General features: G+C 25.9%; 20 protein-coding genes and 1 other RNA gene. 11 read left to right on the plus strand and 10 right to left on the minus strand.

Features of this window, described 5'->3' with window-relative positions; genetic code table 25:
* Position 1: 1 nt before the first annotated feature.
* Genes prfA through secG form a run of 4 tightly spaced genes read right to left on the minus strand, consistent with a single transcriptional unit; the run spans position 2 to position 3,929 of the window.
* Positions 2-1,075 (minus strand): peptide chain release factor 1, encoded by a 1,074-nt coding sequence (gene prfA / locus HLG78_RS04975; RefSeq protein WP_231177802.1) that lies wholly within the window; start codon positions 1,073-1,075, stop codon positions 2-4.
* A 14-nt stretch (positions 1,076-1,089) separates the two neighbouring features.
* Positions 1,090-1,755 (minus strand): site-2 protease family protein, encoded by a 666-nt coding sequence (locus tag HLG78_RS04980; protein ID WP_231177806.1) that lies wholly within the window; start codon positions 1,753-1,755, stop codon positions 1,090-1,092.
* A gap of 11 nt (positions 1,756-1,766) precedes the next feature.
* Positions 1,767-3,698 (minus strand): ABC transporter substrate-binding protein, encoded by a 1,932-nt coding sequence (locus HLG78_RS04985; protein WP_231177808.1) that lies wholly within the window; start codon positions 3,696-3,698, stop codon positions 1,767-1,769.
* Positions 3,699-3,701: 3 nt separating this feature from the next.
* Positions 3,702-3,929 carry a preprotein translocase subunit SecG gene (gene secG / locus HLG78_RS04990; RefSeq protein WP_231177811.1) on the minus strand — a complete coding sequence of 76 codons (228 nt, stop codon included), beginning with the start codon at positions 3,927-3,929 and terminating at the stop codon, positions 3,702-3,704.
* Between the two features lie 98 nt (positions 3,930-4,027).
* Between secG and rnpB the strand changes: the two genes are divergently transcribed.
* The 5 genes from rnpB (at position 4,028) to der (ending at position 8,298) form a co-directional block, all read left to right on the plus strand.
* An RNA gene (gene rnpB / locus HLG78_RS04995) (RNase P RNA component class A) lies at positions 4,028-4,365 on the plus strand.
* A 23-nt stretch (positions 4,366-4,388) separates the two neighbouring features.
* Entirely contained in the window at positions 4,389-5,603 is a 1,215-nt protein-coding gene (locus HLG78_RS05000; protein WP_231177814.1) for an aminotransferase class V-fold PLP-dependent enzyme, read from the plus strand.
* Positions 5,604-5,687: 84 nt separating this feature from the next.
* Positions 5,688-6,242 (plus strand): hypothetical protein, encoded by a 555-nt coding sequence (locus tag HLG78_RS05005; protein ID WP_231177822.1) that lies wholly within the window; start codon positions 5,688-5,690, stop codon positions 6,240-6,242.
* Between the two features lie 108 nt (positions 6,243-6,350).
* Positions 6,351-7,001 (plus strand): hypothetical protein, encoded by a 651-nt coding sequence (locus tag HLG78_RS05010; protein ID WP_231177825.1) that lies wholly within the window; start codon positions 6,351-6,353, stop codon positions 6,999-7,001.
* Positions 7,002-7,008: 7 nt separating this feature from the next.
* Positions 7,009-8,298 (plus strand): ribosome biogenesis GTPase Der, encoded by a 1,290-nt coding sequence (der, locus tag HLG78_RS05015; RefSeq protein ID WP_231177858.1) that lies wholly within the window; start codon positions 7,009-7,011, stop codon positions 8,296-8,298.
* Here the strand turns inward: der and HLG78_RS05020 are convergent.
* From HLG78_RS05020 to HLG78_RS05030, 3 genes are all read right to left on the minus strand, one after another.
* The gene (locus HLG78_RS05020) at positions 8,295-9,323 is read right to left on the minus strand and encodes a L,D-transpeptidase (protein ID WP_231177860.1); all 1,029 of its coding nucleotides are present in this window, start codon (positions 9,321-9,323) and stop codon (positions 8,295-8,297) included. The genes der and HLG78_RS05020 overlap by 4 nt on opposite strands.
* Before the next feature lie 187 nt (positions 9,324-9,510).
* Positions 9,511-9,861, minus strand: a complete 351-nt coding sequence (locus tag HLG78_RS05025) for a YbaB/EbfC family nucleoid-associated protein (protein WP_231177863.1) — start codon at positions 9,859-9,861, stop codon at positions 9,511-9,513.
* A 29-nt stretch (positions 9,862-9,890) separates the two neighbouring features.
* The gene (locus HLG78_RS05030) at positions 9,891-11,168 is read right to left on the minus strand and encodes a trigger factor (protein ID WP_231177866.1); all 1,278 of its coding nucleotides are present in this window, start codon (positions 11,166-11,168) and stop codon (positions 9,891-9,893) included.
* Between the two features lie 163 nt (positions 11,169-11,331).
* Here HLG78_RS05030 and ftsH point away from each other — a divergent pair, with 163 nt between their 5' ends.
* Together ftsH and HLG78_RS05040 are read left to right on the plus strand one after the other, a co-directional pair.
* Entirely contained in the window at positions 11,332-13,398 is a 2,067-nt protein-coding gene (gene ftsH / locus HLG78_RS05035) for an ATP-dependent zinc metalloprotease FtsH (protein WP_231177869.1), read from the plus strand.
* 4 nt (positions 13,399-13,402) lie between these two features.
* Positions 13,403-14,899 (plus strand): oligosaccharide flippase family protein, encoded by a 1,497-nt coding sequence (locus tag HLG78_RS05040; RefSeq protein WP_231177872.1) that lies wholly within the window; start codon positions 13,403-13,405, stop codon positions 14,897-14,899.
* On the opposite strand, the gene HLG78_RS05045 is transcribed toward HLG78_RS05040, so the two are convergent.
* Positions 14,880-15,431 (minus strand): hypothetical protein, encoded by a 552-nt coding sequence (locus tag HLG78_RS05045; RefSeq protein ID WP_231177875.1) that lies wholly within the window; start codon positions 15,429-15,431, stop codon positions 14,880-14,882. The genes HLG78_RS05040 and HLG78_RS05045 overlap by 20 nt on opposite strands.
* Positions 15,432-15,684: 253 nt before the next feature.
* On the opposite strand from HLG78_RS05045, the gene HLG78_RS05050 reads away from it, so the two are divergent.
* The 4 genes from HLG78_RS05050 (at position 15,685) to HLG78_RS05065 (ending at position 21,916) form a co-directional block, all read left to right on the plus strand.
* The gene (locus tag HLG78_RS05050) at positions 15,685-18,477 is read left to right on the plus strand and encodes a type II toxin-antitoxin system HicA family toxin (protein WP_231177876.1); all 2,793 of its coding nucleotides are present in this window, start codon (positions 15,685-15,687) and stop codon (positions 18,475-18,477) included.
* A gap of 128 nt (positions 18,478-18,605) precedes the next feature.
* Positions 18,606-19,709: a type IV pilus twitching motility protein PilT gene (locus HLG78_RS05055; RefSeq protein ID WP_231177878.1), complete on the plus strand. Its 1,104-nt coding sequence runs from the start codon at positions 18,606-18,608 to the stop codon at positions 19,707-19,709.
* Complete coding sequence (locus HLG78_RS05060) at positions 19,678-20,454, plus strand: cyclic nucleotide-binding domain-containing protein (protein ID WP_231177881.1); 777 nt, start codon at positions 19,678-19,680, stop codon at positions 20,452-20,454. Before HLG78_RS05055 ends, HLG78_RS05060 begins: the two co-directional genes overlap by 32 nt.
* On the plus strand, positions 20,447-21,916 hold the full coding sequence (locus HLG78_RS05065) for a hypothetical protein (protein ID WP_231177885.1): 1,470 nt from the start codon (positions 20,447-20,449) through the stop codon (positions 21,914-21,916). The genes HLG78_RS05060 and HLG78_RS05065 overlap by 8 nt, the downstream gene beginning before the upstream one ends.
* Positions 21,917-21,923: 7 nt before the next feature.
* Here the strand turns inward: HLG78_RS05065 and HLG78_RS05070 are convergent, their stop codons facing one another.
* Positions 21,924-22,256, minus strand: coding sequence for a hypothetical protein (locus HLG78_RS05070; protein WP_231177888.1), 333 nt, complete (start codon positions 22,254-22,256; stop codon positions 21,924-21,926).
* Between the two features lie 13 nt (positions 22,257-22,269).
* On the minus strand, positions 22,270-23,499 hold the full coding sequence (locus HLG78_RS05075) for a UDP-N-acetylglucosamine 1-carboxyvinyltransferase (protein WP_231177891.1): 1,230 nt from the start codon (positions 23,497-23,499) through the stop codon (positions 22,270-22,272).
* Positions 23,500-23,565 lie beyond the last annotated feature (66 nt).

A 23,565-nucleotide genomic window follows, 5' to 3' on the forward strand; every position in this document is an offset into this window, starting at 1 on the left:
ATTATTCTTCTTTCACAAAAGCAAGTTGTTTTGCTTGATTTTCCATCATCACATCATTTATAATTTTATCTATTTCTCAGTTCATTATTTGAGGTATATTAGACCAAGATTTTTTAATACGATGGTCTGTTATTCTATCTTGCGGGAAGTTGTAGGTCCTAATTTTTTCAGATCTGTCTCAGCTTCAAATTTGATTTGCTTTTTCTTCCTGAATTTTTTCGTGATGTTGTTTTTGTTCTATTTCATAAAGTCTTGATTTTAGAACCTGAAATGCCTTTTCTTTGTTTTGTAGCTGTGATTTTCATTCTCAAATAGTTACTATAATTCCAGTTGGTTTGTGAATTAGTCTAACTCAGGTTGCATTTTTATTTGCATTTTGTCATCAAGCACTACTTGCTGCAAAAGTATGTAATTCTACATCATTTTTATTTAAATTGACTTGTACATCTTCAACTTCTGGCATTATACTTACTGTAACAGTTGATGTATGAACTCTTCATCAGCTTTCTGTCTCTGGTATCCTTTGGACTCTATGAACTCAACTTTCAAATTTTAGCTTTGAGTATACATTTTCTCAGCTTATTTTGATTATACATGATTTTAATCATCATATATCACTAATTTCTTCTTCAATTATTTCAGTTTTCCATCAAGCATATTCGGTATATCTTAGGTACATTCTCATAAGTTCTAGAGCAAACAATCCAGCTTCATCTCATCATGCTGCTGGTCTTATTTCCATAAAAATATTTTTTTCATCATTTGGATCTTTTGGAAGCATAGCTATTTTAAATTTTTCATATATATCTTCTAGCATTTCTTCAGATTCTTGTTTTTGTGCTTTTGCCATTTCAATTAAATCTTCATCTTTTTCAGTATTTATCATCTCTTTTGCCTCTTCTAGGCTATTGTGATATTTTTTGTAGTCTTGATATAGATTGTATGTTGGTTCAAGATTTGTAAGTTCTTTATTTAATTTTATCATTTTTTCATTATCAGAAAAAACCTCTGGGTTACATAGTTCTTCTTTGATTTGATTATATCTTTTTTCTACTTCTTCAAGTTTTTGCCACATTATTTTTGGTTAATTTAATAAAATATATTACTTACTATCACAAACAATATTCAATAAATAAAATCTCCTATTTTTGCTGTTGTAGATTCAATAAAATTTCAAGTATATGGAATAAATATAAGTAAAATTAATCCAAAAGCAAGATATATTCAATATTTTTCTATTATTTTTGAACTTTCAGGATAAAAAAATTTAACTAATCTAAATCAATCCAATGGTGGTATTGGCAATATATTTAATGCTGCCAGTATGATATTTATAAATGCTGTTAGGTACAAAAAAAGTAAAATAGAATTTTCCTCTACATTTATATTTGCTGGATGAGTGATTTCAAGCCAAAAAAATGAATAAGTAACAATCAATAAAACTGCAATTATTGCTATAAAAAAATTTATAAATGGTCAAGAACTTGCTACAATTATTTGATCTTTGATAGGATTTTTATAAAAACTATAATTGGTTTGTGTATATTTTCATCGTCAGAAATTTATGAAAAAAACAGACAAAAATCATAAAAAACTTAGATGTTTAATAGGATTGAGTGAGATTTTTCATTGAATTTTTGGTGTATGATCTCACAAAATATATGAAGTTAATGCATGAGTGAATTCATGAACACTTATAGAAAAAATAAAGATTGTTGCAATAAAAACAATTTCTACTAAATCAAATCAAAACATAAATTTAATTTTTAATCTAAATTCTCTATTAGAAAATTATAAAAATTTGATAAACTGAAAACATCTTCCCGGTGAATATTTCTTTTGAATGTTGTATTAATATTTCCTAAATTTTCTTTTTTGAACCAGTAATCATATAATCTTTTTGGAAATGATATATCTAGATTTTCTTTAATGTTTATCTGTCATAGTTCTTTTCAAAAGATTAAAAAAGGAACTTCATTTTTATAATCATTATGAATAGATTCAAGAAGTTCTTCTCTGGTAGTTCATTCAGTTATGAAATAGTTGTTTATGTTTGATGCTATTTCATTGTTTATGTATCTAGATGGGTTGATTATAGGATTTTCTATCAAGAATATATTTGATATATCTTTTTTTAATCACATTTGAATTCATCTAATGGCAACATCATAATTTCAGCTTTCTAATCTATCTTGGAATTCTTGGTAAGAGTCATATTTTTCAAAATTAAAAAATTCTTTTACTTCATTTTCTTCCAGTATTTTTTGTATTTTATTTTTGATAAACTTGTTGTTATCATTATCTTGGTATACAAAATCTAACTCAAATTCTTCATACTCAGGATCGGAATCTATAGTAGGTTTTTCTTGATAGTGTACTGTAAGTTCACTAAGGGTTTCTGATTGTCAATCTTGATATCATCTTACAATATAATTGTTTTCTCATTCTTGTACATTTCAAAATCTTTCAGCTATATTATAGTCTGCACTTTCTCATCACTCATAAGATTGGAGTTGGTATTCTGCTCATTCTCATGCTTGTACACTTACAGAATCATAACTTCAAGTAAAATTAAATGTTAATGAATGTGTATCATCAATAGATGAAAGATAATATTCATTTTCACCTTCTTCAATTTGTTCTGGAAGTTCAGGTAGCTCTTTTTCTTCCTGAGTTGGAGAAGTAAGTTCTTGATGTCTGTTGTTTAATGTTTGATTAATATCTCATCATTCAATATCTGTGTCAAACAGAAATCTGTCTTTTACAAGGTAGTTTTCATATTCGTCTTGATAAAAATTGTTTATGACTTCTGCTCATATACTCTTTCTAACCTCAGAATTAAGTTTTTCTGACTGAATATTAAAAAACAATGATAAAAAGTTGTTTAGAATAACTTTGTTTTCTCTATATCAATCAAAATTTTTATCTCATATATATGAGTCTATAATTTGAGTCTGCTGTGCGTGTTCTTCTAGTTCTTGCCAGCTGTTAAATGATTGCACTTGGTATTGCTCTACTGATGCTTTTTCACAACTTGATAAATCAAACGTTATATTGTTGTTTGCTGATCAAGCTTGCAATCTTCAACATGATGTTCATATAGGATTTGAAGCAAAATTTTGAATATATTCTTCGGTATTTGTTCATTCTAAAATATGTTTTGGTAATAGAAATTCTGATAGTATGATATGGTTGTCTATACTAGAGTTTGGAAAAGTTATATTTACTGTATCATTGTTTTTTTCAACTTCGATATTATTGAAGTTATTCAGGTATTGTAAATTTCGTTTGTTGTTTTTAATTACATCATTAAAAGTAAAGTATATATCCTCAGTAGTTACTTCTTCTCAGTCTTGCCAATATATTCAATCTTTTACTGAAAGTTCAAACTCTCTATAGTTATTGGTGCTAACATTACATAATTTTTCACTAAACTTTATATCAGTTCATGATACATAAGGCTCTAAACATCAATCAAACATTAATGATTGAAAAAATTTATCCTCTCAAGAGTTTGAAAGATATGGAATATATCAAATTTGTCATACCACTCAATGTACATATGTTCATCCTTCTACTGGTTGATCTTCTGAATTTTCAAAAATAAATAAATAAAATATGTGAAGTGTAATAATTCACCAGATAGCAATTATTATTGTGTAAAGATACTTAAAAAATTTTCAATGAGTTATTTTCATAATCTAGTCTACATATGGTAAAAATATTGATGATATAATGAAAACAACACTAGATATTACAGCCGATTTTTTAAGTGTTCACTCAAGACTTTTTTGGCTTCAGTAATCACTTCATCATCAAAGTGCTCCTCCTACTCCTACTCATAATCATCATTTTGGACTCATAAGTAAAACACTGATAACAAATGCAATTCAGGATAATATCATTATTCAAATAAGGAAATATCTCATTTTTCACAATTACTTATAAATATAAATACTATCCCTTTTTAATCATTTTTTTGTTTTTTTCAACTTGAAAATATTTTTTTTTTGAATAATCTTTGGTAACCTCAAGTTAGGCAATACACCTAAAGATAAATTAGGTGAGGAAAGTCCCAACACCAATAAATAGCTAATAGATAACATCTATTGGATCTTGGAAAAGCAAAGGAAAGTGCCACAGAGACGAAAACTAATCTTTAAAAATTAAAGATAAAAGGTGCAACGTGAGGGTGTTCCATTAATATGGGCTACCTCTGCTGAACCTATAAGATTTATAGGTCAGTGGTAAACCCTAGCTGGTGCAAGCTGACTCATTCTTGTGAGGTAGTGCTTGATGTCTGTAATAAACAGATCTAGAGAAATTTTGCCAATACAGAATTGGGCTTATTGACTTGAGGTTATTTATAATATATATTTGTAAAGACAATGAAAAATGTTAAAAAAGATTTTCCAATATTTAAAAACAATCCATGATTAGTTTATTTAGATAGTTGTGCAACTACTCAAAAGCCTTCTAATGTTATTAATTCTATAAAAGATCATCTAGAATCTTATTATTCTAATATACATAGATGACTATATCACTTGTCAGAAAAATCAGAAGATGCATATATTAGATCAAAAAAACTAATAGCTGATTTTTTGTGAGTTAAAAAGTCAGAAATTATTTATACATATAATTCTACTTATGCCTTTAATATTTTGGCTGAAAGTTTATATTATTCATGATATCTTCAAAAATGAGATAAAATTTTATTGTGAATAGCAGAACATCATTCAAATATAGTTCCTTGGTTGATGTTGAAGGAAAGATTTTGAATTGAGGTAGAGTTTATTTGAACAAATGATGATTATGATTTGGATATTGATGAATTTGATAAAAAATATGATGAAAAAACAAAACTTGTAGCATTAAACTATGTTTCAAATGTTACTTGAACTATTTTTGATATAAAAAAAATATCAAAAAGGCTGAATGAAGAAACATTATTTGTTGTAGATGGTAGTCAAGCTGTGCCAAATTTTTCAATAAATCTACATGATATTTGATGCGACTTTTTTGTTTTCACATGACATAAAGTTATGGCAAATACTTGAATTTGAGTTTTATGGTGAAAAAAACAACTTCTAAAAAAGCTAAATCCTAGTATATGATGATGATGAAGTATAAAACATGTTTGAAAAGAAGATTATGAGTCTTTGGATACTGTTGAATGATTTGAAGCTTGAACCCCTAATTTGTCGTGAGCGGTTAGTTTGCTTGCTGCTTTTGAATATATAAGAGATATTTGATGATTTGATTATATTTGGGATAAAGAACAGTCTTTAGTAAAATATGCCATAGAATGATTTGAAAAAAGAAAAGATAAGGTTCAATTGATATGAAAACAAACTCAAGAAAATAGAGTAGGTGTCTTTTCGTTTATAATAAAAAACTCTAATTTTTCTCCTATAAAATTTTGAGAATTTATGGCAATGAATAATATATGTCTAAGATGTGGATGACACTGTGCTCATCCTTATCTTGATGAAATGTGAGCTTGATGAACTTGTAGAATAAGTGTATACTTATATAATGATTTTGAGGACTTGGATAAGTTTTTTGATGTTTTAGACCAATTTCTTGATAAGTTTTTCTAAAATAAATTAATTTTTTAAATTGCTGTTTGACAAAAAAATAAAATTCTGTATAATTATACTGTATTTAAAAAATAAAAATAAAAAATGGAAACATTATGAAATAATTATGAAAAATCAAACGAATTGGCAGAAACAAATGAAAGAGCTGAAATACAAGAGGGTCTAAATCAAATAGATTCAAACTTTAGGTTTGAGCAAGTTGGTAATAAATATCTTTTGGAGTATGATTGAGTTGCCTTAGATATGGAGATAAACTGAAAAGAACAACTTATTGCTATGGCTTCTCTAACAAAATGGATTTTGGATAATCATAAATGAAGTCATGAAGGAAATGAATATTATGTAGACCATGATTGAAATAGTTTTGATATATTTGTAGATAATAGACCTTTGAAGTTATTGGATACAGCAATTTTATCAGAGTCATCTCTTATGGAAAATTTATGATTAGAACATCAAAATATTCGCAATCAAACTACAAAGGTAGCAGAGTATATGGCACAAAGAGAAGATATAGTAAGATCATATGTTGATTTTTTAAATGATGTTACAAGCTATGAAAAAGAATTGGTAGAAGTAAGATGAACATACTGATTAGAAATATCTAATCTTAGGAGGGAGATTACTAAGGCAGCTTAAATATATTTAAAAAAGAGTGAAAAAATCACTCTTTTTTAAAATTAAAATTTCTTGCTATTTAATTTAAAATGATTAGTATAAAAAGGATTTATACTATATTATTAATCTATGAAAAAAATTTTTAAACATATAATGTACTGGCATTTTTTCTTGCAGGTAAAACTTCTAAAACTATTAAAGAGACCTTATGTAGTTTTGGTTGTATGAGTTAGTCAAAAATCAATGATTAGAGAAAAATTAAAAGATGAAGCACTGAAGTCGTGAATTAAAACAAGAAAAAAATATATGCCATATAATACTTGGTTTGGTGTAGTTTTGGACTTTTTGGATGTGCCATCAGCTTATTCAAATATCAAATGATGGATATGAATTTATTTTTACTCATGGTATAAGTTTTTTAAAAGCTTAATTAGCTTTCCTGATGTGTTGTTTTTGAGTGGGGGAGTAGATGAGGATTGAGAAGCACAAAAAATACTTAGGTCTATATCTCCTGATATGATAGTATTTACAGATATTAATACATCTTTTGCAGATGATTATACATCCATGGATGTCATAGAAAAAGAGTTTTGATGTTTTATAGATTATCTAAATAAGAAATCTCAAAAAGAAACTCTACAATATGAATATACATGATTAGATCAAATTGTTGAAATTATAAACTCAGATAAAAAATATATTTGAGTGATAGATAAAGATGATGAAAGATTAGTTTCATTATGAAAAAAGCTTATAAATAGAATTTTTATCAAACTATAAAAAAAGTATGAAAGTATGATTGGTATGAAGAACAAATGTAGGAAAATCTACACTTTTTAATAAACTTATATGAACACATAGATCTATAGTTACAGATATATCTTGAACTACTAGAGAAAGTTTTTCGGAGTTAGCAAATATTTGAGATGTTAGCTTTCTGTTATTCGATTCTCCTTGATTGGATACAGAAAATGAAAAACCTATAATCAAAGAAATCCTACAAAACTGTGATGTGGTAATTTTTATGGTAGATGCAAAAGATTGAATTACCCACAAAGATCAGGAAATACAAGAAATGATTTTTAAGTCTTGAAAACAAAAACAAACACTTTTACTTATTAATAAAGTAGAATGAGATTCTACCAGTATTCAGGCGGATGAGTTTTATCAGTTTGGTTTTCAAAATATACATAAAGTTAGTGTTTTACAACAAATATGAACAGATTTTATTAAAGATTTTATAGTTGATCAATTTAAAACAAACAAATTAAAATCATATGACAGTCAAGTTCAGTCTATACCATTGGCTATAGTGGGTAGACCAAACACTTGAAAATCTACTTTGTTAAATAAGTTTGCTCAAAAAGAAGTAGCGAAAGTTGAAGATAAACTTTGAACTACATTGGATTACTTGAAAACTTATATAAACTATAAATGAGAAGATTTTGTTTTGTATGATACTGCTTGAATAAGAAAAAAATGAAGAACTGTATGATTAGAGAAGATAGCTTTTAGTAAAACTTATAAGCTTTTGGAACTAGCTCAACCTACTACAGTTATACTATTGGACATGCAGGAATGATTAACACATACTGATAAAACTATACTTGGTAAGATTTCTAAATTGAAGGTTCCAGCAATAATAGCTGTAAACAAAACTGACCTTTTTTCAAAAAAAAGTATAGATAATTTTATAAAATTTTGTACAAGAAATATAGAATTTGCAAAACATATTCCTATAATTCCAATATCATCAAAAACTTGATATTATATAGATAAGATACTAGATTTTGCTCAATCTATTTATCAGGAAAACAATAAAAAAATACAAACATCTCAGCTAAATAATATTCTCAACAAAGCTTGGATACACAATCCTCCAAGGTTTCCAAAAAATAAGATTTGTAAATTTTATTATGCAACACAAACCGATATTGCTCCACCAAGATTTGTAGTTTTTGTAAATGATGAAGAAAAAGCTAATTTTTCATTTAAAAAATGGATAGAAAATAATATTAGAAAAAATTTTGGATTTATATGATGTTTTATTGATATCAAGTTTAAAGGCAGATCTTAATAAAGATCTTTTATTACAACTTTGATGGGTCAAGAATTTTTTGCTTTTTCTTTTGTTATTTCAAAAAGATTTTTTGCATATATTCAAGGTAGTCTAATGCATCAGTTTGATCTTTTCTCTCAGTCAGTTGTTCAAGCATGCAAAAAGTATGGTGAACGATAACTTCATATTTGTATTGAATAAGCCATGGGAGCATCCTCATAAGAAAATGAAGTTTTATCTGCTATAAAATTTCAGCTAGTGGTATACACTCATTCTGGTGTTTTAGAGTCTTTTGTTCATACTGATGTTATTGAAGCAAATTTTAGATTTCATTCTTCAAAATACAAAACAGCATTTTCTCAATTTTTAATTGTAGTGACAACAATTACTGTGTCATTTTCATCTATATGTGATTGAAACTTTGTGTATAAACCTAGAAATTCTGAAAGGTTTTTTCATGTATGTTTTAATATTTCTGGATTAATCAAAGGTATATTTAATTTTTCATAATTAAATATCGATGAATTTTTATCTAAAGGATTAACATCTTTATTTAATTGTTGTAATCAATTATTTTTTCAGTATCAAATATGTTCTCATAATCTTCTTCAATGAAGTTCTAAAAGGGGGTCTTGTCGGAGAGAAGTAGTTTCAAATTCAATTACATTTAATATATCTTTTTTTTGTTCTTTATCCAAATTATTATATTTTTCATAAATATCTTTAAGTACTATTTCTGACCTTTCATCTGTTTCTTCAGATACTTCAATTTCTTCGTAATCGTCATATTGTTCAGGAGTTTCAATGTCGTGTTCTCAAGGTATTTGTTTTGTACCTTCTTTATTGTCTTTTGGTTGTTCTTGAGTAGGTGAAACTCCTAGTTCTGAAAATCCAATAACATCTATATTATTATCATTTTGAGTTTCTTTTGATGTAGTTCAACATCACGAAGATAAAACTGCAAGTAAAATTGCAGAGTTTAATAATATATTTTTTTTATGTATTTTTTTTCATCCAGTATCTTGGTCTAATTTCTTTCTCATAGTTTAAGTGTTAGATAAGTTTTTTAAAATTTAGTAATACAAAAAATAACTTCAATTTTAAGTAAATTTTAAAAATGATAAAAGAATCTTTGATTCTTAATTGGCATAAAGATATATAATGAAAAAAGAAGTTAAGGCAATCTTTTTTATAAAAAAACCATCTCTATCAAGATGGTTATGTAAAAACTTATTTTAATCAAGGCATATTTGGCATTCATCCTCATCATCCTCATCACATCATAGATGCTATATCATTTGGATCAAATCATAGTGTGTCTTTAGTTTTTTGCATAGCAACCTCTTGAGCTTTATTTTGTCACTTTTCTATAGATGCCTTGATTGCTTCTTCTAAAGATTCTTTCATATTTGGATCCAAAAGGCTTTCATCTTCTATTTTTACATTCTTAATTTTCATTTCTGCAGTGATATCTATAAGAACTCATCATTCTCTAGCTCTAATTACAGTATTTTTAAGTGTTTCTTGTAATTTTTTGTATTTGTCATACATTTGTTTCATATCTCAAAGATTTCCAAACATTTTGTTGTTTTATATAATAAAAATAAGTATTATTTATCTTTTCAAGAATCTGATTTATTTGATTCTGATTTCTTTTTTGTTGAATTGGCATTTTTTCATTTTTTGTCGGAGTTATTATTTGATTCAACTAGTTTTTCATAAACTTTCTTTTCTGCATCAAGTGGAGTTTTCCAGTCTATTTGATCTGATATTCCAAGCTGATTTGAAATTTCCTTTAATATAAAGAATTTTCATAAACTTTCTTTTGAAGATTTTCTTACATCATTATGTATATTATTTCTTTCTTCTTCTGATATAGAATCCATATATTTTTTAAGTCATTCTTCTCATCCAAATCTTTTCTCAAGCGATTTCATTCTTGTTTTTACTTCTTCATCTATTATAGTCTTTGGAATCACAACTTCCATACTTTCTTCTGCAGATTTTATAAAGTTTTCTATTTGATTTACTAATCAGTTTTCAAATTTTTGTTTTTGAACAATTTCAGTGATTCTTTCTCTTAGTTCATCAAGGTTTTTTACCTCATTATTGAAAAGTTCTTGTATTTTTTCATCTGTCATTTCAGGAAGTTGAACTTTTTTAATTTCTATCATTTCAAATTTTATATTAGTTGGATTTCATTCCTTGTGGTAATGAAGTATGTGAGGTAGTTTATCATGCTGATACTCTGAGTTGAAAACTTCTCATTTTTTCTTTCCTACAAATAATTCTTGAAGTATATGATGTTCATCCATATCTTCTTTTCATATAAATGCTGTACCATTATCAAGTTTTTGTTCGTTTTCATCTAAAAAGTCAAATTTTACTTTAGCTACTGTATCCTGTGTCATTTCTTCTACATCATCATATTGCGCATATTGTTTTTGTAGGTTTCATAGAGTTTGTTGTATTTCTTCTTCTGTTACAGAATCATCTACTTTTTCTATTTTTGCTGCTTTCCAATTATCATTTTTTACTTCTACTTGTGGATATTCATCAAGATTGAATGTGATAGTAGTATTTTTATCATCTGATTTGTCGTTCACATTGTATATTTGTCAAATAAATTTTATATTTGGATTTTCTTCAATTATTTTTTTAAGTCACTCATTTACAATTTCTTCATATATTCCCATTTTAATGTATTCTGGATTTGCTTTTTCTTCAACCATTTCCAAAGGTGCATGACCTTTTCTAAATCCTGGTACTTCCATATCTTGTTGAATTTTTTTAAGTATTTTCTCTTTGTATTTTGAACTATCTTCATTTGGTATAGTTATACTTATCTCATAGTTTGAATTATTTCATTTTGTTAGCTCGTATTTCATTCTTTTTTTTAGTATCTAAATAAACCACTATAATAAGGAAAAATTTTATATTTTCAATAATTTTTTAATTTATAATTAATCTATTTATAGTTGATTTTTTAAAGCAATTTTTTATAAATGATGTTATCTGTTTTTTTAATTCATAAAAAAAGTAAAACAAAAAATGAAAAAATGAATAATCTTATTTATTTGATTTATTCTAGTATCTTCTATATTGTTATATAATACACAACAGCAAGAATATACGAATCTAGAAGATTGAACTAAAGCAATAGAAAAAATATCAGAAAAAAATGAAATAGACCTTAATAATTTTTTAAAGTTATATGAAGATAATGAATTTGATAAAGTAAGAGTTATTGACTGAAAAAAACTACACTGACTTATTGAAATAGAAATTATAGAAACTACTCATATAATTGGTTATAAAATTCCTCAAGTAAATTATAAAAAATTCACAACAAAAAAACCTGAAGAAACTACAATTTCGGAATTATGAATTGATCCAAGAAAAGAAACAAGTATTACGGTAAAATATGATGAAAGATGAGTCTTAGCAAGTGTGTTTTTGGAAACTTTATTGCCATTACTGCTTTTGGTGTTGTTGCTGATTTTCCTTTTTAGGCTTTTTGCTCCAAAATGAGGTGGTTGATTTCCATTCTCTTCTACACAAGCTTGAAAACTACAACAAAAAGACGATATAAAAGCAAAATTCAAAGATGTTGCATGAATGGATGAGTCTAAGAATGAATTGGAAGAAATAGTTGACTATTTAAAAAACCCTACTAAATACAAAAAAGTATGAGCAAAAATACCAAGATGAGTTCTATTGTATTGACCTCCTGGAAGTGGTAAAACATTGGTAGCAAGGGCTGTTGCCTGAGAAGCAGATGTTCCTTTCTTCTCTTCTTCTTGAAGTGAGTTTATGGAAATGTTGGTAGGTATGTGAGCAGCCAAAGTTAGAGAGCTTTTCAATAAAGCCAAAAATGCAGCACCTGCTATAATATTTATAGATGAAATAGATACTATTGGAAAAAGAAGGTGATCGGGACAAACCTGATGACATCAAGAACAGGAGCAAACACTGAACCAAATACTTACAGAAATGGACTGATTCAACAAAGATACAAATGTAATTGTGTTGGCTGCCACTAATAGGCCTGATATGTTAGATAAAGCATTGTTAAGACCTTGAAGGTTTGATAGAAAAGTTTATGTATGAACACCTACATTAGAAGAAAGAATTGATATACTGAAAGTTCATACTTGAGACAAAAAATTAAGTAAATCAGTTGATTTAGAAACAATAGCTAGAAGAACAAGTTGATTTGTATGAGCTGATCTAGAAAATCTTGCCAATGAGGCAGCCATAAAAGTAGCAAGAGAAAGAAGAAAAATCCTTACAAACGAAGATTTTGAATATGCATTGGAAAAGGTTATTATGTGACCTGAGAAAAAAATTAAAACTATGAAAGAAAAAGAAAAGCAAATTATTACATACCATGAGTTATGACATGCAGTTACAGCATATATGCTACCAAATGCAGATCCAGTAGAAAAAATAAGTATAGTTAGTAGATGAATGGCATTGTGAGTGACTTGGATGATGCCACAAGAAGACACATACTTGAACAGTAAAGCAAAGTTTCTTGATCAACTTGTGACATTACTTTGAGGAAGAGTTGCTGAAGAATTAATCTTTGGTAAAGAAGAAATAACTACAGGAGCATCAAATGATTTTGAGAAAGTTACTCAAATTGCTTCTGATATGATTATGAAATACTGAATGGACGATGAACTTTGAACAATTAACTACAAACAAAGAGAACAACAAGATATGCAAGTATACAGACCTTATAGTGAAGAAACAACTAAAAAAATTGATGAAAAAATATTTAATATCGTGAATGAGGCTTACGAAAAAGCCAAGAAAATACTTCAAGACAACATGGATACAATCGAAAGATTGGCAAAACTTCTATATGAAAAAGAATACATATCCAAAGAAGAGTTTGAGGAAATTATGCAGAAGCCTGAAAAAGCTGATGAAATGTATGAAGATTTTATAGAAAAGCAAAAAGAAAAATCAAAACAAGATAAACAAGTACAAGAAGAGGAGGAAGAAGACGACGAAGATACAGAAGAAGATAACAAAGAGAAGGAAAAAAACAGGCTGGAAGATATGCTTGATAGGTTCTTGAAAAAATGAAAAGATTCAGATAACAAATAAAAAAATGTCATACAAACTGGTAGTAAAAGATGCTTTTTGGCAGATTCTTTGAAGAGTGCTAAGTGCTGTAGCCTGACTTTTAGTGATAAAAATGATAACTCCTTATCTTTGACCTCTTAGATTTGGAGATTATTCTACAATATTGAAATATTTTGCTGTATGGGCAGCATTAGCAGATTTTGGATTGTATGTTATTGCATTAAGAAAACTTGGACAAATCAAAGAAGAGTCATTTGAAAAACTTAAAACAGTCTATTGAAAGATAGTAGCTACCAGATTTTTTATGATATTTGTTGTTTATACTCTTGCTATATTTGTAGCATATCTTATACCCGCATATACAGAAAATCCATATTTAATATGGTGACTACCTCTTGGTATGATGTTTAGTGCAAGTTTCATGGTTGCAGGGATGCTTCAGGCGCCTCTTCAGCTCTATTGGAAAATGAAGCATCTTTGTATATGACTTGTGCTATCAAGATCTGCACAGCTTATCATGTTGGTGACTGTGTTATATATATTGTTTCCATGACAAGAGTTTGATTGAAGTACATTATCAATATTTGTATTTTGTTTGATAATGGCATCTGTGGTATTGTCTTGAATTGTTCAGATAGCATATGTACATCGAGTATGAAGAAAAATAATACCATTAAACCTAAAATTTGATAAAGAATTTTCCAAAGATATAATATTTTCAAATCGACAGTACTGAGTTGCATACTTTTTGAGTAGTTTTCATACTTTGGTAGTGTTAATAATTCTTTCTATCTTTTTTCCAACAGAACAAAATTTTGCTTATGTATGAGTATGGGCATTAGCTCTTGCTTTGATGGAAATATTGTTGGTAGTGCCTCAAAGTCTTGGGAATGCATTGATTCACAAAATATCTTCTAAATCAAAAAAGCATATATTAAAAAGCTTTGGATATATGATTATTTTTACTATATGGATAGGTATAGTTTTTCTTATTAATTTTGCTGTTTTTTGAACACAAATCATATATTTTGTTGGATGAGAAGACTACCTTTGAAATTGATATATATGAGGCGATGTTGTTCTTGCTTTTTTATGAGTAGTCTTAGTGCTTAGTTTTGTGAAGCAAATTTTTAACTACGTTTTTGTAATAAACAATCTTCAAAATAAGCTTTTAATAATAAATTTTTTATGAGTATCTATCTGACTGATTGTATGATTACCATTGATACTTCAGTATAATTTAATATGAGGAATAATTACTCAAATATTATTAGAGGTTTTATTTGTATTATGAGCTATATTTATTGCTTGGAAAAATAAGATTTTGCCAACAATTAATCGAAATTATTATCGAACAGTTATTTTTATATGATTTGTAATATTAATTTTATGATTTTATCTTGAATCAATGATTGGTTATGCACATTTTCTAAGTTTTATTATGATGGTTGTTATTCTTAACTCAGTCTTACTAGTTTTATCTTATTTTCCAATAAAAAATATTATGAAACAAATTTATTAAGTTTTTCTTTTAAGTATTTAACTTTTTTAATATTTGAATCAGGTAGAGAATTTTCTATATATTCTAAATATCAAAAATAAAAACTTATTGACTCTTCATCAATATAAGGAATACTTTTTTCAATAAAATTTAAAAGTTCATAATCATTTTTATTGTTTGTTTCTTCGATAAATTCTTTAAAACTTGGAAGTAATGATAAGTCTATCATGTTTCTTTCTGACTCAGCCATGTTTTGTTGTATTCTTTCTAAAATATTTTTTTCTCTCATCCAGAAATAATCAAAGAGTTTATAATAAAGTTCATTTGCTTTTTTAGTATTTCATTCTAAGTTTTGGTTTTTTATTATTTTCAGTACTGCTTTAACTGCTAAAGAAATTAGATTTTTATTGTTTCATACAATATTAAGAATTTCATCAAAATTTATACTTCAGTTTAAATCTAAATTTTGTATTAATTCATCTCTAAATTGGGTTAAAGGTTTTTCCGTACAAATTCATTCTCATTCTCTTCTTTCTGGAGTGATTAAAGTCATTTTTTATTTTTTATTTTTTAAATTATATATTAAAATGATAAATAAAATTTTAAAAAATTCAAATTTTAAGGCCAAAAAATATAAAAAACAAGCAATTAATCTTAATTTTTATTTAGTTTTTAAAATATGGCTAACTCAAAGTATAAACTCATATTTTAATTAAATAATTGACAATTTAAGCCTTTTTGATTAATATATTGAATACTAAATTAACCATATTTTTTTTATTAGCTATTTACTTTAAATAATATAGATGTGATTAGGAGTTTTTGAAAATAGACAAACAAACAGTGAAGCTCAAAATATTCTATGAATTGGAGAAGATGAAACTTGAGTTTTGTTAGAAGTTAGACAAGAACTAACATCAACCTTACTGGAAGAGAGGTTTATGGGAAGTGAGAAAGAAAAAGTAAAGCATATACTTGAAAAATTAAAAAATATTATAGGTGTTAAAAAGATGAAACATTCTATTACTCTTAATAGATTTTTGTTTCATATTTCTATGTTTATAAATCCAAAGATACTAAATGACTACAAAAGAAATCTTAATGAATTATTTTATATAATATCAAACGATGAAACTGTGTATAACCTTTTTATGAAGCAGTCAAAAATATTACTTAATATATTAAATGAAGAAGTTGGTGATAATGAAACTCTTTTTAATAGATCTCAATTTCCAGATAGAAAAAATATGATTTTTTTAGAATGATTATATTATTGAATCCTAAACATTAAAGAAGCTTTAGAATATGTTTTTTATATCAAAAGCACAGATAAGGCTTATTGTGAATACTATGAGCAACACAAAGATAATAAGCTAATTACAAATATAATAAATGAAATAGATTCTTTTTTAGAAGAAAATGAAGTTAGCTTGGATAAAGATAGTAATGAATATTATGAGCTTATTTTGCATTTTTATATGCTTAGAATACCAAATAAAAGCACATCATCTAAATATAAACATATAATACTTAAAAATCTTCAAAAAAAAATTGGTATAAGTTGAATTAATCAAAATTTTTCAGGGCAAAATGTAGGCAGTAAATTTCAGAAAAACTTGTACAAAACTTGAAGCAAGATATGAAATAAACAAAGAAGAGATACAAATATTACTAACTTTTTAAATGATTTGAAAATTTTAGGAAGAAAACAACAATATTATAAAAAACTATCTCAAAATCTAAAACAAAATGATTGTGATGGTCTTTTGATTGAGGAGTTTTTGGATATATTTTTTGATTCATTATTTGAAAGCAATGTTGATCTGGATTTTGTGGGTGTTCTTTATATGGCTTTTAAAGAGAAAAAAATATCCAATGATGATAATATCAGGATAAGCTCTATATATAAAAAATATAAACAGTGAAAAATAGAAAACACTTATGATCTTCAAAACTTTTTAGGTTTTCTTTTGTTAGCAAGTAAAAATCCTGAACTTCAGTCTTTTTCAGAAGAAAACAGGGACTACTTGTTTTCTGAGTACAGTGCTGAATTTATTGAGGAAAATGTTAACTTTTTCTTGAAGTTCAAAGACAATGTATGTTTAATAACTCAAATATTATGAGCTGATTTTGTACAAAAAAATATTGAAAATATTCAGTGATTTAAAAATATTTCTTCTTTGTTAAAAAAAGTAGATATAGATTTAATTGGAAATAAAAATTTGTATTATTTATTGTATGTAATTTTTTGGGAAGAACAAAACCAAGTTAGCAAATATGTTGAAGAATTTAGAGAATACAAACAAAATTTAATAAGACTTAAATCACAGGAAGATTTATTTTTACAGGAGACACAAAATCCTATAGATATTGGTTTTTGGGAGTTTTTGCAAACTGATCTTGATTATGAAAACTTACTTAATCTTGAATTTGCTATACAAGAACTAGTAGAACTAAACAATAAAATTAAAAATTTTTTATCAGATAAGCAATTTTCTAATGAAATAACTCATAGAAGAAAAATATATGATATATCAGTAGAAAGGCTTATTTATTATGTATATTTTTGTGAAAATTTTGACTGCAGTGAAATAAGTGAAAGAACTCTTCAAAATATATTTTTATTGCAGGAAGATAAATATCATACAGTTGTAAATAATATATTAAGTTTGGCAAACAATACAGCATTAAAAAAGCTAAATCATCTAAGTAAAAATGAAATTTTATATATTTTTTATCATAATTTTGCAGATATATATCATTTATTAGATAATGACTTTGAAAATATACAAGATATCCTAAGTTGATTAAATAAAACTAGCTTTGTGGAAAAATATCAAAAAGAAATAGAAGAAATATTAGATTCTACAAATATAGATGTTACATTAATTTTTGAATATTTTGAAAATCTAGAAGAGGAAATAGATTGGTTAGAGAGGCTATTAAAATTGTTTAAGTTCTTAAAGAAAAATAATTTATTGCCAATAATAGAAAGTAGTTTTCCAGGTTGAATTGAAGGATTTGTACAACAAGTTCTTGATAATGTAAATTCACCTGAGCAACTATCATATCTAAATTCAAATAATTATGATTTAATATTTATTTCAAACTATCTAGATATAGAATTTTTACTCCAAACAGTATATAGTTCAGCAAATTTATTAATTTTATTAAACAGATTTCAGTCATCACAACTAGATCAATTAATAGAAAAGTTTAGTGCTGAACAAATAGATCAAACAAGTGTTCACAAGAATATAAAAGAATTCTCTGAAATTTTGATAGATTTTCTTTTGGGGAAAACAAAAATCCAAGAAATTGAAAAATACAAAACACCAAGCTCTAAAGAAAATCAAACTAAGAGACCAAAAACAAATATATTAAGTTATTGGTCCCCCCAAATGGGTTCAAGAGAGGTTGAAGCTTTATTGAAGAGATTTGGATTTCTAAAAGATAGACAATGATCCACAAGTCACAGAATATTTAGACATCCAGGCGGAAAATGAGCTATTGTTGTTCCAATGGGTAAAGATTCATTACCTGTGGGAACATTGAGAAATATACTTAAAACTGCTGCTTTAATTTTGGAAGAAGGTTAGTTTTCTGAAAAAAGATTTCTCTAAAACCTATAAAATTAAATTATTAATTATTGGTTTTTTCTAAATTTGACAAATGAGCTTGATTTAGATATTATTAATATATTGATTTAAATAAAAATAAAAAATTTATGCCTTCAAATAGTATTTATTGAAAACTTGAACAAATATTGGTTAATAACATATCTGATATACATATTTTAGAAGATGATTTTATTTATGTTAGAAACTCTTCTTGAAAAATAAAAAAATTAGATTGATACATTTTATATCAAGAAGAGATTTACTGATTTTTACATGATATATTGCCCACAAATAGTGTCGATTTGCTATTAGATGGACATGAAGTTGATGCTTCTCATACTTTTTCTTGAAGTAGATTTAGAATCAATGCATACAAAGATAACAATTGAATTAGAATTGCTTTAAGAAAAATATCCTCTATGCCTCCTAGTATGGAAGAGATTTGATTTTCTACTGAATTTAAGAATCAATTAATTAACAAGGAAAAGTGATTGATTTTAGTTACTTGACCAACTTGATCTTGAAAATCAACAACATTAGCATCAATTATAGAAGCAATTAATAATGAACTTAACTCTCATATAATTACTTTAGAAGATCCAATAGAATTTTTATATGAAAGTAAGAATTCTTTGATAACACAAAGAGAAATATGAAAAGATACAAAATCTTGGAAGTGAGCGATAAAATACAGTTTGAGACAAGATCCAGATGTGGTTTTAGTTTGAGAAATGAGAGATCTTGATACAATATCTTCTGTAATGACCTTAGTAGAAACATGACATTTAGTTTTGTCATCTTTGCATACAACTGATGCTATTCAAACAATTAATCGTATAGTTGATTCTTTTCCTGCTAATCAGCAGCAACAAGTAGCAGCTCAATTAAGTTTCTCTTTGGATACTATTATTAGCCAAAGACTTTTTACAAATAAAACTAATAATTGAAGAGTTCCAGTAAGGGAGGTATTAATAAATAATAATGCTGTAGCAAATAATATTAGAGAAAGAAAGTTAGCACAATTAATATGAATCATGGAAACTTCTACTAAATATTGAATGAGAACTATGGATCAGTCTCTTGCAGAAGCTGTAGCTAGTGGACAAATAGACTTAAATGTTGCATTATCAAAAGTTAAAAATATAGATAATTTTAAATCTTTAGTTTCATACCATAAAAATGGAAGTTCAAAATTTAGGCCAATTGATTAAGAAATACTGACAAAAAAAGTTTTTAGAATCTTGAAAGATGTTATTTGATTGCTCAAAGGAAGATTGTAATATTTACTATATTCAATCTTGACATGTTTTACTTGAGAAAAACTCAATTCCAGTAGTTTCTCTTTGAAGTTGAGAAATTTTATGAGAAAAAAGCTTTTTAGAATTAGTTCCCAAACTTTTAGATGCAAAAGTTTCTGAAGATTTAGAATATTATTTTTTAACTAAGGAAAAATTTGATCAACTGAATGAAGATGCTAAGGTGTCTATTTTATCTTGAATTTGATCTTTTTTAACTAATAGAATTTATAAATTAAATGATGTTCTAACAAAGATTAATTATTATAACAGTAATATTATACTGTCTGATATTGATGATGAAAAATTAAAAAATATATTTAAAAATGATATAACAATAGAAGAGATACTTGTTTTAAAAAAAATAAATTGAAATGAAAATTTTCATAAACTTTATTGAAATATAGTGTTTTGAGATGATGTTGAAAAACTTTTGTATACTATCTCAAGTCAAGATAATAAAATTAAAGTTTGAAAAAATTATCTAATATTTGATTCATGAAGTTATGTTTTCTTATTTTTTGGTAAGATTATAAGTGAGAAGTATATTCTAGAAAATTCTATATTATATAGTACATGAATGTTTGATTATTTATGATTTAAATTAGAGGAAAAACAAAATAATGAATTTTTAGAAAGTTCAGATAGTTTTGATGAATAATAATGTTTTATTAGTATTAGGTGGAATATTTGTTTTTTTGTTTTTATGGATTTTTGCTATTGTTTATTTTTTGGTATGATGATCTCAGCCATCAGCTGATGTTTTACAAGCTGAAAATGAAAACTTATATGAAGACAACAATGATGAAATTAATAACAATGATCAAGATGAAGATATTGATGATGAAAAAGAAAATACTAAAGATGAAAATGAAGTTGATGGTGAAAATGATGAAAGTAAAGATGCTGATAATAATAAAATTAAAAAAGAAGAAGATAATTATGAACAAAAATATGAGGATTCAAAGATAGTTGTTCATATACCTGATTTTTTTTATGAAAGAAGATGATTTGAAGTTTTAAAAAGAAGATTTCAAAGGGAATACTCTATAAAAGTAGATTATGAGAAATATAAAGATATGAATAATTATCAAAATGAGTTATTATTGAGTCTTGCAAGAGAAGAGGATTGATACGATGTTTTTATGATCCCTTCTACTTGGAAGAAAAGTTTTGATCAGTTTGCTTATAATATTGAGTTTGATTCATCATTGGATCAACATTTTCATTATCAATTTTCAGAAATTAATGATATTGATTCAAATACTTTTTTGCCTTTTGCTATTGATCCTCTTGTTACATTTGTTAGAGATAATAGTTTTTGGAGTTGAAAAAATTCTATAAGTGTATCAGATATTCAAGAATATATTTTAATGGAAGGGGACTCTAGTTGATTGAATATGCCAGTAATGTTTTGAGTTTCTCCAGGTGATATCTCTTATATGCAAAACAATAATACTTTTTATGAAAACTATTTAGATGTTATATATAGTTATGTAAAGCTTTCTTGGATGGAAGATGATATAGATTATATAGAATTTTTATTGGATTTATGATCAGATTGAAATTATAAATCCTGGGATCCTAGAAAATTTATTTCTATCGTAAGAAGACTTTCTCAAGAAAACGAAAAATGTAGAAAATTTCCTGATATTTGTGTAAAGTTTTCTTCTTTTGTGGATATATCTTTTGGTTATATGTCTGATTTGGATAAAAAAAATAAATATTTTGATGATGGTTTAACAGATGATTGATTTGAAGTTTTTAACTTTCCTATTAAATCAGATGAATATCTTACTAGATCTTGGTGATTTATGATAAATAAAAATTCAAATAAAAACAAGCAGTCAGTTTTGTTTTTGGATAAATTTATGCAAGAAGTGTCTTGATGAAATACAAGTTTTTGGAGTAGTACAATTTCTTCTTTCAATAGTGTAATATCCAGTCAAAGATCAAAAAATATTTTTGAAAATATAATTTGAAATCTAACAGATTTTAATATAAAGACTTGAACAGTATCAAAATATGAAAATTTTATTAAGGATACGAAATTTTTACAAGCATTAAATTGAGAATATAGCATATCTGGATTTTTTGATGAACTTGATAAGTATATTTATTAATATATTTTTAATTTTTTTTCAAAATATCATCTATTTTTCTGTCTAGTTTGCTTAGGTCATCTTTAATGTTTAATATTCAAGATGTGCTATTTGTGTTTATTTTTGAATTTAATATATTTTCAGTATCTTTTATTTGTCATAATACTTCTTCTTTAATTTTTTCATTGTCTATTTTTTCTGCTTTGTTTTTAATAGTCTTAAGTTCGTCTTTTAAAAGTTGATAATCTAATTGTTTTTTCTTCTTTTTTTTGAGAAATTTAAACAAAAATATTAAAGAAATAACAATTACTAATATAATAATGGTAACTAAGATATAGTCAGTATAATTGTAATCCATCATATTAAATTAAAATTTAAACTTTTTCTATATCTACTCAAATTTTTTTGAGCTTTTTATCAATATCTTCATATCATCTAAGTATAATATTTTCATTTGTGATATAACTGGTTCATTTTGCTAGTATTCATGCAAGTAACATTGCTCATCATCATCTTAAGTCAGTACTACTTAGATAATCTCAATGTAACTTGGTTTTTCAAATAATTATTACTTGATGTGGATTTAGTATTTCAATATTTGCTCATACATTTTCAAGTTCTGCAAGATAGGCAAATCTTCATTCAAATATAGTTTCATGAATTTTGCTTATTCATTTTATTTGAGTTAAAACCACTCAAAAAATTGATTGTAGATCTGTAGGAAATCAGGGATATATTTGAGTTTGCAAGCTAATAGGCTTATATTTGTTTTTATTTTTAGAATTAACAATTATTGTGTTATTATTTACTATTTTGTAATTAATTCATATTTTATCTGCTGTTGCTAACACAGCAGTTAGATCTTTGATATTGAATCAAGTGATTTTTATTTCCGAGTCATCAGTTATAGCTCATATTGCAAAAAAAGTTCATGCTTCAATATAGTCTCCAATTATTTTAAATTCATCTTTTTTTATTTTTGTCCTTGTTGGAGTTATCAAAATGCTATGATCATAATTTATTTTTATTTTTGCTCAAATTGTCTTGAGAAATTCAATTAAGTTTATTACATGAGGTTCAATTGCAACTTGTTCAATTTTTATTGTGTAATCAATATCCTTTAAAAAACTCAAATATGTAAGGATGCTTTCTGTTGTTGTAACGCTAAATTCTTTTAGAATAATTCTTTTTTGAGGTTTTCATGTTTTTTTGTATTCTTTTTTTCAGTTTTGAAGTTTAATTGATATTCCTGCTTGTAAAAAGGCATCATCAAATGTGTCAAGAGACCTTTTTCATATTTTGCAGCCTCATGGTTGTGAAAAAATAACTTTTCAAAATTTTATAAGTCAATTTGGTATTAATAGTATACTAGATCTTATTTGATTTACTTTTTGTCATTTTAGATCATAAAATTTTTTAGATTTTTTTTCTGCAGAAGTAGCAATTTCTTCAAGTATTTGTAAATCTTTAATTCTTGGCTTGTTTACAAGTTCTATGGAATTGTTTATTATTTGATTTGCGGCAACAATTGGAAGTGCTGCATTTTTGCTTCAAGATATTCTAACTGTTCAATTTAATTTTTTTGAATTTTTTATTTTAAACATACCTTTAATTTATCAGTAAAGTTAATAAACATATTAATAAAAAAAATATTTATTTCAATGAAATAT

Origin of the sequence: Candidatus Absconditicoccus praedator (genome assembly GCF_021057185.1) — a bacterium.
Classification (GTDB): Bacteria; Patescibacteriota; Gracilibacteria; order Absconditabacterales; family Absconditicoccaceae; genus Absconditicoccus; species Absconditicoccus praedator.